At 68.5% G+C, this 15,548-nt stretch carries 11 protein-coding genes; 3 read left to right on the top strand and 8 right to left on the bottom strand.

The genetic code is table 11. The annotated features are described in order from the left end of the window. Window positions 1–13: 13 nt before the first annotated feature. A complete protein-coding gene (gene nagZ, locus SYV04_RS14485) occupies window positions 14–1,114 on the bottom strand; it encodes a beta-N-acetylhexosaminidase (RefSeq protein ID WP_321546333.1) in 1,101 nt (366 codons plus the stop codon). A 220-nt stretch (window positions 1,115–1,334) separates the two neighbouring features. Here nagZ and SYV04_RS14480 point away from each other — a divergent pair, with 220 nt between their 5' ends. Beyond that, window positions 1,335–3,242 carry a beta-propeller domain-containing protein gene (locus tag SYV04_RS14480; RefSeq protein WP_321546332.1) on the top strand — a complete coding sequence of 636 codons (1,908 nt, stop codon included), beginning with the start codon at window positions 1,335–1,337 and terminating at the stop codon, window positions 3,240–3,242. Window positions 3,243–3,246: 4 nt separating this feature from the next. On the opposite strand, the gene SYV04_RS14475 is transcribed toward SYV04_RS14480, so the two are convergent. Next, a complete protein-coding gene (locus SYV04_RS14475) occupies window positions 3,247–7,215 on the bottom strand; it encodes an nSTAND1 domain-containing NTPase (RefSeq protein ID WP_321546331.1) in 3,969 nt (1,322 codons plus the stop codon). 249 nt (window positions 7,216–7,464) lie between these two features. Here SYV04_RS14475 and SYV04_RS14470 point away from each other — a divergent pair, with 249 nt between their 5' ends. Beyond that, window positions 7,465–8,247: a sigma-70 family RNA polymerase sigma factor gene (locus SYV04_RS14470; RefSeq protein ID WP_321546330.1), complete on the top strand. Its 783-nt coding sequence runs from the start codon at window positions 7,465–7,467 to the stop codon at window positions 8,245–8,247. Window positions 8,248–8,272: 25 nt separating this feature from the next. Here SYV04_RS14470 and SYV04_RS14465 read toward each other — a convergent pair whose 3' ends face one another. Then, on the bottom strand, window positions 8,273–9,337 hold the full coding sequence (locus SYV04_RS14465; RefSeq protein ID WP_321546558.1) for an ADYC domain-containing protein: 1,065 nt from the start codon (window positions 9,335–9,337) through the stop codon (window positions 8,273–8,275). Between the two features lie 327 nt (window positions 9,338–9,664). Between SYV04_RS14465 and SYV04_RS14460 the strand changes: the two genes are divergently transcribed. After that, complete coding sequence (locus SYV04_RS14460) at window positions 9,665–10,972, top strand: hypothetical protein (protein WP_321546329.1); 1,308 nt, start codon at window positions 9,665–9,667, stop codon at window positions 10,970–10,972. Window positions 10,973–11,026: 54 nt separating this feature from the next. On the opposite strand, the gene SYV04_RS14455 is transcribed toward SYV04_RS14460, so the two are convergent. The 5 genes from SYV04_RS14455 to SYV04_RS14435 all read right to left on the bottom strand — a co-directional run bounded on the left by SYV04_RS14455 (window position 11,027) and on the right by SYV04_RS14435 (window position 15,414). Further along, entirely contained in the window at window positions 11,027–11,866 is an 840-nt protein-coding gene (locus SYV04_RS14455) for a hypothetical protein (RefSeq protein WP_321546328.1), read from the bottom strand. A gap of 30 nt (window positions 11,867–11,896) precedes the next feature. Continuing rightward, complete coding sequence (locus SYV04_RS14450; RefSeq protein WP_321546327.1) at window positions 11,897–12,100, bottom strand: DUF6310 domain-containing protein; 204 nt, start codon at window positions 12,098–12,100, stop codon at window positions 11,897–11,899. A 218-nt stretch (window positions 12,101–12,318) separates the two neighbouring features. Further along, window positions 12,319–12,882 carry an imm11 family protein gene (locus tag SYV04_RS14445; RefSeq protein WP_321546326.1) on the bottom strand — a complete coding sequence of 188 codons (564 nt, stop codon included), beginning with the start codon at window positions 12,880–12,882 and terminating at the stop codon, window positions 12,319–12,321. 18 nt (window positions 12,883–12,900) lie between these two features. Further along, a complete protein-coding gene (locus SYV04_RS14440) occupies window positions 12,901–14,256 on the bottom strand; it encodes an AHH domain-containing protein (RefSeq protein ID WP_321546325.1) in 1,356 nt (451 codons plus the stop codon). 426 nt (window positions 14,257–14,682) lie between these two features. Next, entirely contained in the window at window positions 14,683–15,414 is a 732-nt protein-coding gene (locus tag SYV04_RS14435; protein WP_321546557.1) for a DUF6310 domain-containing protein, read from the bottom strand. Window positions 15,415–15,548 lie beyond the last annotated feature (134 nt).

The raw sequence follows: 15,548 nt of genomic DNA, 5'->3' as shown, positions 1-15,548 counted from the left end.
GGCGAGGCCAGGGCTAGACCAGCACCTCGGTCGGATCCTTTCCGGCGAAGGTGCTGGCGAGCCCGTCGGCGAGCGCGCGGTGCTCGGAGTCTCCGAGCGTGGCGAGCCGATCCTCGGCGGGGTGGGCGAAGCGGGCCTGGAGCCGTGCCAGGCGGCGATGAGCCTCGGTGATGCGCTCGCGCGGCACGCGGCCGGACTCGACGGCCTTCACCAGCGCCTCGATGCAGCGCCGCTGCACGTCCGCGTGGTGGCACACGAGGAACAGGTCCACGCCGGCCAGGGTGCCCTGCACGGTGGCCTCCTCCACGGAGTAGTGGCCCGCGATGGCCTTCATCTCCAGGTCATCCGAGACGAGCACCCCATCGAAGCCCAGCTCCTGACGCAGCACGCCGTGCAGCGCCTTGAGACTCATGGTGGCGGGCACGCCGGGCTCCAGCGCGTCGAAGAGGACGTGCGCCGTCATCAATGAGGCGAGGCCCGCTTGGGCGAAGGCGCGGAAGGGCACCAGCTCCACGCGGCGCAGGCGCTCCAGGTCATGCGGCAGGCGCGGCAGCGTGAGGTGGCTGTCGGTGGTGGTGTCGCCGTGGCCGGGGAAGTGCTTGCCGCACGAGGCCACGCCGCCGGCCTCCAGACCTCGGGCCAGGGCCACGCCGAGCCGCGCGACAACTTGGGCGTCGCGGCTGAAGCTGCGGTCGCCGATGACGGGGTTGGCGGGGTTGGTGTCCACATCGAGCACGGGGGCGAAGTCCCAGTCGAAGCCCATGGCGCGCAGCTCGTGCGCCAGCAGCCGGCCGACGCGCTCGGCGAGGCCCTCGTCGCCGCGCTGGCCCAGCTCGCGCATGGGAGGCAGGGCGGTGAAGGGAGCGCCCCGCAGCCGGGCCACGCGCCCGCCCTCCTGGTCCACCGAGAGGATGAAGGGGCGAGCCGCGCGGGACTTGATGTCGCGGCACAGGGCGGCGGTCTCCTGAGCGGAGCCCACGTTCCGCTTGAAGAGGATGGCACCGAAGATGCCGTCCTTCATGAGCGCTGCGAAGTCCGAGTCGATGCGCGTGCCGGGGAAGCCCACCATGAAGAGGCGGGCGCAGTCTTGGTAGAGAGCGGAGGCGGTCGTCACGGGCGGCACCTTACCCCGCTCTCCCGGGGCTCACAGCGGATGCGAGCGCGCTCTGCCCGCTCGTGAGCAGGCGGGCCGGCGGGCGTTGGGCTTTCCGAGGGGCCCCTGACACGCGCGTCGCACCTGACACGGCAGCTCCCTGGGGGAGCGGCTGGGCGGGAGCAGCTGGTACGTGCCTTGCTGTCCCCTGCGAGCCCTTCCACCCAGGAGATGTCCCCCTATGCGCGTGCCGCGCCTGACCCGCCGCCATGCCCCGTTGTCGCTGATGTTGCTGTTCATCGTCGTGGGCTGCCCCCAGCAAGGAGAGCGCCTGAAGCGAGAGGAGCTCCAACCCATCACCCACTCGCGGCTCGAGCGCTTCGAGTCGGAGGATGCGTTCAAGGCGCACTTGGACAAGGTGAAGGAGCTGCGGGAGCGCACGTCGAGCGGCGACGGGGGCCCGTCGTTCGGCTGCGGCTCCCCTCCTGTTCAGGACGACGGCGTCGCCTCCCCCTCCCCGGCGGACCCCTACGAGGAGGAGTCCATCACCAACAACCAGGAGGAGGGAGTCGACGAGGGCGGCATCGTCAAGGCGGTGGACGACTACTTCGTCATCCTGCGCCGGGGCCGCCTCTTCACCGTGCGCCAGGGCGAGGGCGCCGAGGCGCTGGTGCCGGTCCACCAGGTGGACTCCTATGCGCCCGGCTTCACCCGTGGCAGCTGGTACGACGAGATGCTGGTGCATGGCCGGCGCGTCATCGTCATTGGCTACAGCTACGAGGTGGGGGCCACGGAGGTGGTGCTGTTCCAGCTGGGCGATGATGGGCGGCTGACCCACGAGTCCTCGCACTTCCTGCGCTCGTTCGACTACTACTCGGTCCGCAACTACACGGGCCGGCGGGTGGGCAACACGCTCGTCTTCTACATTCCCCACTATCTGGGCGACGAGAAGGAGCTGCCGTCCATCAGCAGCTGGAACGGCCAGAACGGCACCTCGGGCTGGAGCAGCATGCTCTCCCAGGTGGAAATCTACCGGCCGGTGCAGCCGGCGCTTGGCACCACGTTGCACACGGTGGTGCGCTGCGACCTGGAAGCGCCCGCATTCACCTGCACGGCGCGCGCGGTGATGGGGCCCTCCTCGCGGACCTTCTATGTGTCGCGTGACGCGGCGTACGTCTGGGTGTCGGGGAACGCCGAGAGCTGGTACCTGGAGGACGAGCAGAAGGAGTCGCAGGACTCCTACGTGTACCGGCTGCCGTTGGATGGAGGGGAGCCCACGGTGCTGCGCGCGCGCGGCAACCCCATCGATCAGTTCTCCTTCCGGGAGAACGAGGACGGGCACCTGGAGGTGCTGCTGGGAGGGCAGGGCGAGGGGGACTCCATGTGGGGCCCGGAGGTCAACCGGGGCAGCGGGGAGTTCGCGCTGCTGCGCGCGCCGCTGTCCGCCTTCAGTGCAGATGCGCCGAAGGCCGCCGGGGAGCACTACACGCGGTTGCCGGGCCCGACGGGCTACAGGCTGCAGAACCGCTTCGTGGGCAACCACCTGCTGTGGAGCATGGACAGCTTCGTGGTGTCTGAACAGCCGCGGATCTGGGTGACGGACGTGCGCGCACCCGAGGCGGTGAAGGAGCTGGAGCTGGCGCATGGCGTGGAGCGCATCGAGGCCCTGGGTGCCGCGGGAGCGGTGGTGGTGGGCACGGATGGCACGAACCTGTACTTCACCGCGCTGAAGCTGGGAGACACGCCGGAGTTCCGGGGCCAGTACATGCGGCCGAGCGCCACGCAGGGCGAGACGCGCAGCCACGGCTTCTTCTTCAAGCCGGCCGAGGGGGGCGGCGGGGTGCTGGGGCTGCCAGCGCGGCTGAACGGCTCGTCCTGGATGCACCTGCGCTACGGCTCGGCCGAGGTGAACTTCCTGCGGGTGAGCCCGGAGCTGGGGCTGGCGCCGCTGGGTGCGCTCGTCGCCAGAGAAGAGTCGCGGGACGACGCGTGCGTGAAGTCGTGCGTGGACTGGTACGGCAACGCGCGCCCCATCTTCTACCGCAACCGCATCTTCGCGTTGATGGGCTACGAGCTCATCGAGGCGCAGGTGGGGCAGGAGGCGCTCCAGGAGACCTTCCGAGCGAGCTTCCTGGAAGCAGCGCGCTGAACCATTAACGGGGAGAGAACGAGGCACAGACGCGCACGCCGATTCGCGCGTCGCGTGCCATCGGGTCGCCCGGCGCGATGTTCGCGCTGAACGCGGTGAAGGCGTCGTAGTACCAGGCGCCTCCCCGATAGAGGACACGCCCGAACTCCTGGGTCTCCGAGCGCGTGATTTCGTAGGCGTTGCCGGCCATGTCCTCCAGGCCGAAGGGGCTCACCGAGGCGGGGTGAGCGCCCACCTCGTCCGGCCCGAAGGCCGTGGGCTGTCGGCTGTAGGTGGTGTCGATGTTGGTGTCATCGGGCAACAGCCGGTCACCGTGCGGATACAGGCGTCCATCGGCGCCACGGGCGGCGTACTCCCATTCGTTCTGGCCACACAGGCGCGCTCCCGGGAGCCTTCCCGAGCGGTCGAGCCAGTAGAAGTAGCCCTCCAGGTCCAAGGCGGAGACCCCCGAGAGGGGAAACTGGAGCCAGTTGGCGGTGTCGCGCCGGGTCCGGCCTGGATAGCGGAACGGCTCTCCCAGCTTCGCGGTGAAGACGTCCTTGCGCGAACCATGGAAGGAGAAGCTCCACCCCACGCCGGGCTGCTCTCGCAGCGTGACCGCCCCACCGTCGCCGAAGCGCGGCTCCGCGAGGAGCCGTCTCGCGGGCGCCTCTGGGGGCAGCGAGTCGAGGTAGGCCAGCCAGTCGCCGAACGTCACCTCCCGCTTGCCGATCAGATAGCCCTCGGTGAGACAGAGGCGGTGAAGCGGCGAGCTGTACATGAAGCGCCGCACCACCTCGGGCTCGGCGCTGCCTTGGAGGAAGCAGCCCGGGGGGACATAGGCATAGCCGTCAGGCACCGAGGTGGGGAGCACGAGGCGGAGCTGCTCGCGGGCGCCGGGGGTGAGCAGCAGCGGCAGCTTCACCGGCACGTGGCCGGGCTTCGTGAGGTGGAGGAGATAGGAGCCCTGGGGCAGGAGGACGCGGGCGATGGGTGTGGGGCCCAGGGCGCCGGCCTCCGGAACGGGCTCGAGGAGCCGCAACCCCTGCGCGTCGAAATAGCGCTCGACCTCGATGCGTGCGCCAGGAGGCTCCGTGACCAGCGCCAGCTCGGCGGGGGCCACGAGCCGCTGCCGCCACTCCGTGCCCTCCTTGGAGGTGTCGATGTTTTGCTCCAGGCGCTGCACCCACTCGTCATGTTCGCGCCGCTGATGAAAGAGCTCGGCGAGGAGCGCGCGTTCATAGAGGACCTCCGCGATGAGCCGGCGCGTGCCCGCATCGGCTCGATCGCGATCAAGGGCGCCGTCGAGGTCCCGGCTGGCCACGGCGTAGGCCGCGTCGGCCTGCTCTCGTAAGTCGAGCGCTTCGGCCCATTGCCGCTCAGCGGCCTCCAGCAGGCCATGGGGACTCGGTGCGGTTCCAGGCTTCGCGGACGGAGGCGCCCGGCCGTCGAACAGCGCCAGCGCATCCTCCCGACGCGCGCGGGCCTGCTCGGAGAGGGATCGCCCCGTGTCGAGTGCCTTGCGCGCCGTGTCGAGCTGGGCGGCGATGAAGCGCGTGTCCGCGAGGTGCTTCTGCAGGCGGAAGCCGCCATAGGAGGCACCCGCGGCGAGCGTAAGGAGCAGCACCGCGAGCCAGCGGCCCCACCGTTGGCGAACCACGGCGCGGCGAGAGGCGAGCAGAAAGGCCCGCTCGCGCGACCCCAGGGTGGACGGGTCCAACGGCCGCGCTTCATCGAGCTGCCGCTGGCCCCAGAGCGCATCCTGGGCGCGCCGCAGCCGCTCCCACTCGATGCTCGCCTCCTCGACGCGCTTGCGCACCGCTCGGTGGCCGATGTCGTCGTTGAGCCAGTCGCGCAGCGTGCCCCAGCTCTCGACGAGGGTGTCGTGGGCAATCTCACAGCGCGGCTGGCCGCCCACGGTGCGCGTGTGCAACAGGCGGCCTTCGACGAGCGCCCGAAGCGCGGCGCGGGAGGCCTCCGCCGACGTCTCGAGGAGCTCCTCTTCACCGCGCTCGATGCGCGTTCCGGCTTCTGTCACGAGTTGGAGGAGGAGCCGCCGCGCCGCCTCCCGCTCGGTTGGGCTCAGGCGTCGGAGCACCCCATCCGCGTGCCGGGACAGTGCTCCCGCCACGCCCCCCATCTCCTCGAGCGACGCCCGCGTGAGGTGGCCTTGCGCCGGGTTGCGGCGCTCCCACAGCTCGGCGAGCGCGAACTGAAGCAGGGGCAGACTGCCGGCGCTGTGTACGGTGGAGGCGACCAGCGTCTGGACGAGCTCATGGGACTCGAAGCCCACGCCGCGGCTGCGCGCGGGGCCGACGATGGCCTCGCGCACGTTGTCGGGGGACATGGGACGCAGGATGTAGAGCGCGCGTTCGGCCTCGCTGCCCAGGCCGGGCAGCGCGCACAAGCGCGTCAGGAAGTCACCGCGCACCGCTAGCAGCACGCGCAGGCCCGCCGACGGCAAGGCGAGCTCCCCGAGAAAGCGAGCGAAGTGCTCCGCCTGGACGGGCTCGGAGAGGGTGATGAGCTCCTCGAGCTGATCGATGAAGAGCAGCAGGCCCCGGCCGCTCGGATGCGCCTCGCGCAGCGCCCGCCCGAACGATGCAGGCGTCTCCGTGAGCGCGGTGACGAGCTCCTCCTCCTTCTGGTCAAGCACGGGGGCGAGCGCGGAGGCCAGGGCTTCGATCGGAAAGCGGCCAGGCCACAGGGTGACGGTGACCTGCTCGCGGCCCGCGTCCTGGGCACTGGCGACGATCCGGGGCAGGACGCCCGCGCGGCAGAGCGAGGACTTGCCGGCGCCAGAGTCCCCGGCGACGAGGACCATGGGCCGGTGGCGCAGGCGCTCGAGCACGGCGCGGATGTCGGCGTCTCGTCCGAAGAAGAGTGCCTGGTGCTCGGCCTCGAAGGGCGCGAGGCCGCGGTAGGGATTGCCCTCGAGCAGGGGCGTGGGGGCGATGCGACGCTCGAAGCGCTCCAGGGCTTCGCATAGAGCCTCTGCCGAGGCGAAGCGCTGCAACGGGTTGGGCGCCAGGCACCGCGCGATGAGGGCGGCGAAGTCCGGATCGACGCCCGGCCAGAGTGCGGGGGACGTGAAGTCCTGCGCAGACCGCGCGGAGGCACGGCGCGGCATCTCCCCCGTGCAGAGCTCGCGGAGGATGAGGCCCAGGCCATAGAGATCACTTCGCGGCGTCGCCGGAGCACGCTCCAGCAGCTCGGGTGCCATGTAGGGCAGCGTGCCGACGACGAGCTGCGCGCTTCCAGAGGTCGAGGCCGCACCTGGCTCGAAGTGATCGGCCAGCCCGAAGTCGAGCAGCTTGACCTCGCCCTCCTCGCTGATGATGGCGTTGGATGGCTTGAGATCGCGATGGAGCACGCCCTGGCGATGGGCCGCCGCGAGCCCTCTGGCAAGGCCAATGCCAAGGGTGAGCACCTGGCGCCACGGCAGCGGCAGGGGCAGCTCCGCGAGGCTCTGGCCGGCGATGTACTCGGAGGCGATGTACGGGTGTCCCAGGACTTCGCCAACGCGAAACACCGTGACGACGTTCGGGTGCTGGAGTCGAGCGAGCGCGCGCGCCTCGGTCTCGAAGTACGCACGAACCCAGGGCTCGGGCTGACTCGAGGCAATGAACTTCACCGCCACACGGCGATCCAGTGAGGTGTCGTGCGCCAGGTAGACGACGCCCATGCCGCCCCGGCCAATCAGCCGCTCGAGACGGAACTCGTTGAACACCTCGGGCGGTGTCCACGAGAGGCCCGGTTCCGGCGCGCCATCCATGGCTGGGACGGCGGGCCCAGGGATTTCCGGCGCTTCTCCCAGGCCGCCGCGGGTGACTTCGGCCAACAGAACCCTGCAGTCGGCGCAATCCGTGGCGTGGCGATGGGCCCGCTCCAGCTCTTCGTTCGAAAGCCTGCCGTCGAGGAGATCGACGAGGAGCTCGTCCGTCAGGCAGCTGGAAGCGCCGTGCCCACGATGGCTGGAGCTGGACTGACGCATGGAGTCGAGGGGCACCAAACTACCTATTCAGTCGGCTGGGTTCAATGGCACCCATTGCTGGCTTTGTGAAGCGCATGGTACAGGCAAACCATGGACCAGGGGCGTGATGGGGAGTTGGCCGCGACGTTTCTCGCGCACACGAAGGCGCGCCTCGCGCCACCCGCGGATTCCCAAGCACTTGAAAACCTGCTGGTGAGCGTTTGGCAGGGCGGCCGCGCGAAATGGCCGACGGTGGAGCTCCCTGCCAGGATGTTTGTGATTCACCTCGCTCAGCGGCTGCCCGAGGCAAGTCCCGACAGCCCCATCGCGCCGCTCCTCGAGCAGTTGTCGCTGGCGGAGCTTTACCTGGCATGTGCTTGTCTGCACGGGGTTCCCGCCGCGCTCGAGAACTTCGATCGGCACTACCTGGCGAAGCTGCCGGCGCTGCTTCGGGGGTCCAAGCAACCCGAGGTGGTGATCGATGATGTCTGCCAACTGGCGCGTGTGAAGATCCTGGTCGCCACGCCCGAAGGGCCACCCAAGATCGTCGAGTATACGGGGCGAGGCGCGCTGATGAACTGGGTGCGTGTCTCCGCCGTGCGCATCGCTATCAAGCTTCAGGCCGTCGAGAAGCCCGCGCCCGAGCACGATGCGGACACCGTCTTCGCGGCACTGCCGGCGCCAGGGGTCGACGCGGAACTGGATCTCATCAAGCGGCGCCACCACGCGGACTTTCGCCAGGCCATGCGTGAAGCCTTCTCCGCGCTCGCGGCGGACGAGCGGCACCTGCTGCGCCTCTACTTCGTCGATCAGCTCTCGATGTATGAGCTGGCCTCGCTGTTTCGCGTGAATCAATCGACGGTCTCTCGATGGCTGAAGAGTGCGCGGCAGACGGTCTATGAGGAGACCCGGCGCCACCTGCGGTCGCGCCTGGGCCTGTCCACCCGGGACTTCGATAGCTTCCTGGCGGTCGTCAACAGCCAGCTGGAGCTGAGCCTCAGCCAGCTCCTGGGGGAAAAAGACGGGGTGCCCCCGTTGCCCGAGCACGGCTGACACGGGGGCGCACGCGCGAGGTGTCCTACGGGCCCTCGCCTTGCGAGACGCCGCCCGTGGAGGCTCCATACGAGTGGTTGCGCAGCAGCGCTGCCCCGGGGCTCACGTCCACGCGCCGAGTCGTGCAGCGATCGCCTTCGCCCAGCTCCACCGCCATGTTGGTACGGAAGCGGTTGGGACACTCCTGGAGGACCGTCGCCAACGCGCGGCCGTCACGGGTGCGTGCCAGGCAGGTGGCTCCGTCGGGCCCCCACGCCGCCTCGAAAGAGGCCCTCGCGGGATCCCACTCCGCCGAGGCCTCGTGGGTCCGCGTGAGCATGCCGAGCCGATCGTACATATCGATGGTGGTGTCCTGGTGGGTATGGCTGCGGCCGTTGCCGCAGTAGTCGGCACGCGCCATGCGGGTACAGGCCTGGTGCAGGTCCGCCAGCGGCTGCCCGTCGCGGCTGGCCCAGGGCTTGTAGCCCCAGCGGACGCACTTGGTGATGGCACCGTTCTCACAGGCGAAGGTGAACCTGCCGGGGACCGCCTTGCTCGCGCCGCTCTCATCCCAGAGGCTGCTCACGGCGAGCGCTCGGGGATCGGGCACGTTGTTCAGGGCGACGCAGGGGTTCTCCCACTCCTGGGCCACCGCGTTCCAGGCCTCGATGCGGTACCAGACCATCCCGGGGTCCTCGTGGGAGGGCTCGGCGCCGCAGATGGACACCTCCACGGGCTTGCCGGCGCTGTCGGTGCCCTGGAGCACGGTGCCGACGATACTCTTGGCCGCGGAGGGCACGGCGACCAGGCGCCCGCCTTCGATCTTCAGCGCCTTCACGTCCCCATCCGCCTGCCGCAAGGGCTCGAGGGCGGCTGAGACGAGCACGCTGCTGAGCTCGGGGGCGAGCTTCTCGGTATCCCAGCTGCGCTTGGTGCCCCAGAGCATCGTCCCCTGAGGCTTGGCGATGCGGTGGGCCGACTGGGACTGACACCGCTTGGCATAGCGCTCGGCGTCCGAGAGTGGAGCCACTGCGCCTGTGGCGGCTGGAGTGCCGGCGTGCGCTAGCACGGGCAACTGAAGGAACATCCAGGCCAGCAGATACTTGTTCATGTGCGTCACGATTTTTCCCCCTGGAATTCACATCCGCGGGCTCGAACCAACCGCCCACGAATGAAGAGAGCCGGGAGGGTGAAAAATCATGCAGAGGATCTCGTTGATCGAATCCACCGCGGCCCGAGATTTGCGAACAGACCTCTGCTGACGGAGGCATGGATGGGCATTCGCGCAGGCGCGGTGGGGGCAGGGCTCGCGGTCATCGCATTGTTCTCGGTGGGATGCGGTGACCGGAGCAGGACAGTCGACCCCTTGGAGACAACTGAGGAGCCCGGTTCCCCAGAGGGAAACGAAGTTCCCTCCGAGCCCCCTTCCGTTCCCCCTGTGGATGCCGGCACTCCCCCGGACTCCACGCCCGGGGAGGACGGGGGGACGGAGCCCGACGCCGGCACACCGCCGGATGCAGGGACACCGGACGCGGGGCCATGGCCCACGGACGCGATGCTCAACTACACGCGGTCGTATGGCGTCGGCACACCGCAGAGCGTGGGGCTCGATGAAGGGCTGAACCTGTGGCTCCTCGACGGCCACCGCATCGGCGTGCTGCGTCCGGGGGATACGGCTCCGACGTGGACCTCGGGCGTGGGACAGGCGCGCCAGCCATTCAGCCGAGACTCACTGGCCATCGGCTCGACGGTCATCTGTGGCGGTGAGGCCGGGCGCGCATATGTGGGGTACCGCGCTGCTGAGATGAAGCGGGCGGAAGGGATTTCGCAGCGCACGTACATCCCAGGACCGGGCGAGGCGAATTACACGCCCGAGCGCTATGCCGAGTACCAGAAGGGAGACCTCGACGCGGTCCGCCTCCAGCCGGATGGAACCGTCGCGCTCGAGGAGCACATCTGGCGCACCACCGGTGCGTCGAACGCGGGCAAGCAGATCGGCATCCACAACACGAACGACTTCCACTACGAGGAGGACCGCACCGTGCTGAGCTGCGCGAGGGTGACGCGCGGTCCGTATCGCGGGGACCTCTACATCACGACGAACCACGGGGTGACGCGCATCCAGGGGCTCACGTACAACAGCCACCGTCACCCGGGCTGGTATCTCATCACCACGGAGCCGGATGGCTCTAAGGCCGAGTCGCTCCAATGCCCGCAGATGCACGGGCTCGGCATCGCGCCCAACGGAGATGTCCTGGTCGCGAACGAGCAGATGCTCGGAGTGCTCATCCCGAGCGGGAAGCTCGAGGAGTGGGACCGCGAGTACACCTGGGTAGGGCCGACGCCCTGGAGGTTCAAGGGGTTCAACGAGCAGCTCAACAGCCAGGCGGAGAATGATCTCTGGCGCGCCTTCGAGCAGACGGTATCGGGCCGCTACTACCTGGGCAGCGCGGAGTTCGGTGTCTGGGCCATGACGCCGAAGTCCCGCTCCACGGGCAACTGGTCGAAGCTGGCCGGGCTGCCGATGGAGCGAATCCTGGCGCTCAAGGCGACGGACGATGGCGCGCTCTACATCGGCACCAATGGCGCGGGCCTCTGGCGGCTCGAACCGGACGGCGTGACATTGGCTCGAGTGCAAGAGGTGTCGGGTCAACGCGTCTTGCAGCTCGTCTACGAACCCACCGTAACGCCGAGCATGCTGCTCGTGCTCACCGACCAGGGACTGACCGTTATTCGAGGGAATTAGCGCGGCAGCGTCTGATACACCTATACGGCCGAGGGCCGCATGTCGGGCGTCACCTCAGATTTCTGCGTACAGCACGAACCCAGCCACCGGCATGCGCGCGTGAGGGACGAGCGTCTGCACGAGGAAAAGGTTGTCGCAGTGCGTGGAATTGGGCCCACCGAACACGGTCATGATGGCCTCGTCAACGCACCCCTCGGTGGGGAGAAAGACGCTTGGTGCGCTCGCGAGCTTCCGAACGACATGGGCGGGATGGGCTCGCCACGTGTAGACGCCACGGTCGATGTCGGCGCCTATCTCGCCGAGCCAATGCAGCAGGTCCGCCTGCTCCTGTGCACTGCTGGAGTCGGGCCACCACCCGGCAACGCGTGCCTCTGGCATCGCCTCCGCTGCCCATGAAGCAACGGCTGATGGGTCGATGAGGTGAAAGCGCACGTTGAAGCGGTCCTCTGGAGGGTGGCTGCCCCAGTAGCGCGTCACATCCACTCCCACGAACCCGGAGCGCTCCACGCGCCCACCGCCATCCACCTCCAGCAGGAAGTCCGAGGTGGAATCGTAGATGTTGTACTGGAAGGCTGGCACGCCCAGGCGCGCGGCAAGGCGTGCGAGAAGCGGCGGGTTGCCCTGCATGAGCAGCTCGAAGGGCGCGGTGCGCAGCACTGTCCAACCCGGGGCGCCTTGAAAGCCCGCCACGCCCCAGCGTTGAACTTCGTCGCCGAGCCCATATTGCATGGGATCGTACGGGGCTGGAGTTCGCGGCTTGGGCGTCGTGAGCCGTCGGCCTCCCTCCGTCAACAAGCGCGAGAGTTCCTTCTCTACCTGGTTCGTGTCCGCACTTTGGATGAAGGCAAGGTTGAGCCACGTTCCCATAGATGATGAACCTTGAGCGGTGTCCACTCCGGTCGCAAGCCTGGTGGCGGCTGCTGCTCAGCACCAGGTCATGATGACGATGGTGAGGTCGGGGGCCTCACGCTCCAGAGCGGCTTTGTGCGCGGCGCTGCGCACGCCAACCTGGAAGTCAAATCCACAGGCCATTGCGAGGCTGCGCTCGCGCTGCAGTTCCGCTGCACCGGCCCAGCAGGCGAGCCTGGAGGCGCGAGGGCCGCACCGGCCCAGCTCTCCGTGCCCCACGTGGCGCACGCTCCACGAGGCTCAGCAGGCGAGCCTCGACGTGCGGGGCTGCACCGGCCCAACTTCCTGTGTCCGACGTGGCGCGCGCTGCACCGGCCCAGCAGGCGAGCCTGGAGGCGCGAGGGCTGCACCGGCCCAGCTCCCCATGTCCGACGCGGCCCGCTCCACGGCCCGAGCTGGCGCTGTCCGACGCGGGACGCCGCCCCTCCAAGCCCGGACTAGACCTCCTCGAACCTCGTGCCTGTGGCGCCCATGCCCTCCAATGCGTCCTTGATCTCCCCGGAGACGATCAGCGGGCCTATCCACCCTTCGCAACGGAACACGTTGGCGCTGCCCGCCTTGGCCTTGTCGATACGCATGTCACGCACGGAGGCATAGCGACCGACCATGTGCGGGGCTCCGTCTTCGTGAGTCCAGAGACGGATCCGGGACGCCTGTTCGTCGATACAGCGGATGAGGCGCGTGGCCACGAGGATGAGGTGCTGATCCGGTTGGCCCGCCACGTCCACGGGGATCAGTTGCACGTCGTCCGGGGCCATCTCCGCGAACATAGACGCCACGCGGACATGGACCACCGGGAGGCCGACGGCTGCAAAAGTGAAGTCCAGCGGCTGGCCCGCGATCTCGACGGTAATCCTCAAGCGATCCGTGATGTGGACGGGGGCCCCGCGCCTGAAAAGCCCCTCGTCCACTTGCTCGCCGCGACTGTTCGTCGGCATGTCAAGGTGCCATCGGTGCGGGACATTCACATCGTCGGCTAGTTCGAAAAAACGCTTGGGCATAGGCTCCGTTTAATGTGGTTACTGCCGGGTGACGAGTTGGTTCAGCTCTGTCCCCGGGGTTGCGATTTCCTTCGCCAGAGCCTTGAGGGCCCGCGTCAACCCCTCACGGCACTCCACGACGCTACGACAGTTCAACGTGGCATCGTCCAGTTCCTTGAGGACGAGTTGGTGATACCGCTCAGGGTGCGGTCCATAGTGGCCCGGCAGAGGCATCTTGTTCGCCGGATCCTCCATCGACATTCCCGCCTTGGCGAAGATCTGCCGGAACCTCGGTGTCCACGGGCCCCCACGTTTGGTGTCCTTGTCGTTGCAGACAGTGGCGATGTGGTGCGTCTCGATACAGGGGCCCGTGCCGCCACTGCCACTGGCTCCCATCGTCACTGCCGTGGCCGCCACCGTCACGCTCACGCCCTCGGCGCCGAGCGCGATCTCCTCCACCGAGCCCAACGCGGACACCGAGATTCTGGCCGTGCCCTCGGCCTGCGCGGCCACCTGCGCCGAGCCGGGCAGCGTTGGCACCTTTGCCGCGAACAGCTGCGCCGTCGAGCCGATGGCCGCCATCAGCAGCAAGACGAACGCGCGCGCTGCCTCTCGCCCGATGATCTTCCCGAAACGCTCTCCCGCATCGCGGATCTGCTCGAAGGTGGCCGCCACCTTCACCTCGTCCATCAACCGACTCCAGCCGTTCACCAGGTTGATCAGCGTGTCAACGCCGACATACAGAATCAGTCCCACTCCGATCACCGCCACCAGCGCCGGAGCCACCGGGTTGATCGCCATGATCAGCAGCATGGACCCCAACGTCCACAAGACCGTTTGGATGAGCGCGCGCACTTCCACCATCTCCCCCAGCGCCTTCTTCATCTCGTCAATGACCGGGCTCTTACTGAGAGCCAGTGCCCAGATGTAGCGGCCGTGCATGTCCAGGTAGCGCCCTGCCACCAGCGCCCCCCCGAGACAGTCGCCGTAGACGTTGTAAACGCGTTGGCACCAGAGCCGGTAGCGCTCCGCCGTCGCAAGGTCGTCTTTCGTCAACGCCCCTTCCAGAGGCTCGCCCGGCCCCAGCGACACCAGCTTCCGGTCCTTTTGCAGCCAGAGGTAGTTGCCGAACTGCGGGTCCATCTGAAACATCTTCTCCACCGTCTGACGCGGAGTGCCTGACAGCCGCACCTCACGCGCAAGGCGCCTCATGGCCTGCTGGAATTCCTCGCGGTCCACCACGACGGGTTGCACGTCAGCGGTGCGGGGAAGGTGGACAACGGCTCTACCCTGGCCGGTGTCCTCCACGCGGGGGACCTTCGGGATGCTGCTGCACCCCACGCACAACACCAGGAACAGCGCTTCGGCCTTCCACAGCAGCCGCCAAAGATTCACGTGTCACCCCCCTTCTTGCGAGCAAGGGCGCAGGCTAGAGGGCTGCAACAGAGAAGAGGAGGAGCCGACGGGTGACGCCCGTTTTGCACCCCCGCCCACCCTGCGGGGGCGGCTCCCGCCCGATGCTGACGCCTGGCTGTTCGCCACGTCCCCGCTTCCTTCCCAGGTGGCGCCGCCCCGCTTCGGGTGTCATGCCTGCCGGGTTGCTCGCCACGCTCCCAGGTCGTCGCGGCTCCACGGCCTGCCTGGACGCTTGCCAGCTCCCACCGATCACAACGTGCCCAACATCGTTGCGGCCTCCACGGGCAAGCTGGCGCTGTCCGACGCGCGCGCTCCACCGGGCTGAGCTGGGAGCCCTCGACGGTTTCTCTCATCCTGGCGCGCTCCACCGCGCCCCGCTCCATCTGTCCGACGCGCGCGAGGGCTCTACGGGGCCCGCTCCACCTGACCGATGCGCGCGGGCTCCATGAGGCCCGGCAGGCCCGCCTCGACGCGCGGGGGCTGCGCCGCGCCCGGCTCCACCTGTCCGACGCGGCGCGCGCGGGCTGCACCGGGACCAGCTCCCGTGTCCGACGCGGCGCGCGCGGGCCCGGCAGGCGAGCTTGGACGCGCGCGGGGCTGCACCGGCCCAGCTCCCCGTGTCCGAGACGAACGCAGTTCCATCACTTGTTTCCTGCTCACGATGCTCTGAAGGGCGGGCGAGTACGTGTCGAAGTTGTCGGTCTTGACCTCCCAGAGAGTGCGTGTGGCCGGTTGCAGCGCATCGAAGGCTTTACCGTTGACGAGCGCGTTGGCGCCCCGGAAGGAGTTGAGCGGGACATTGTCGGCACACGTGTTGTGCAAGGAGTTTCCCCCCTTGGGTGGCACTCGCTTGGGAGTGCATTCCGACCGACGCTCTCGCGGATCCGGTGATGCTGGGGGCTGAGGGGGAAACCAGTCTCTGCCCAACCCGCTTGGCTGAACTCTCGCTGTCGGCGCAACCGGTGGGGACTCGGGCCTTGCGGTTTCCACCGAGTCCTCAGCCTCGGGGCCAGGTCGGTGGCTGCGCTCATGAGCCTCCAGTTCCTCAGAGATAGCGATGCCCACCACCACGACGCCGATGACGACCACGGCTCCCACTGCCAGGTAGGGCTGGGACAGCAGGCAAATCCCCACCATCGCTGGCATGGCGATCGCTCCCGCTGAGGCCACCGCGCACCGCCCCTCGCTATCGTTGAAGCGGACCTTCCGCGTATCGAGAGCGTAGTAGCACCGCTCCACCAGTGCGGCCCAGGGCTGGGATGCCTCTTGCA

Source organism: Hyalangium ruber, assembly GCF_034259325.1.
GTDB classification, from domain to species: Bacteria; Myxococcota; Myxococcia; order Myxococcales; family Myxococcaceae; genus Hyalangium_A; species Hyalangium_A rubrum.
This window is presented reverse-complemented; position numbering and strand designations above follow the sequence as displayed.

Bases quoted from the DNA above. Each gene is read 5' to 3' on its own strand.
- SYV04_RS14480 (WP_321546332.1), top strand. From the start codon at position 1,335: ATGCGCGTGCCGCGCCTGACCCGCCGCCATGCCCCGTTGTCGCTGATG.
- SYV04_RS14465 (WP_321546558.1), bottom strand. From the start codon at position 9,337: ATGAACAAGTATCTGCTGGCCTGGATGTTCCTTCAGTTGCCCGTGCTA.
- SYV04_RS14445 (WP_321546326.1), bottom strand. From the start codon at position 12,882: ATGCCCAAGCGTTTTTTCGAACTAGCCGACGATGTGAATGTCCCGCAC.
- SYV04_RS14435 (WP_321546557.1), bottom strand. From the start codon at position 15,414: ATGGTGGGGATTTGCCTGCTGTCCCAGCCCTACCTGGCAGTGGGAGCC.
- SYV04_RS14475 (WP_321546331.1), bottom strand. From the start codon at position 7,215: ATGCGTCAGTCCAGCTCCAGCCATCGTGGGCACGGCGCTTCCAGCTGC.
- SYV04_RS14470 (WP_321546330.1), top strand. From the start codon at position 7,465: ATGTTTGTGATTCACCTCGCTCAGCGGCTGCCCGAGGCAAGTCCCGAC.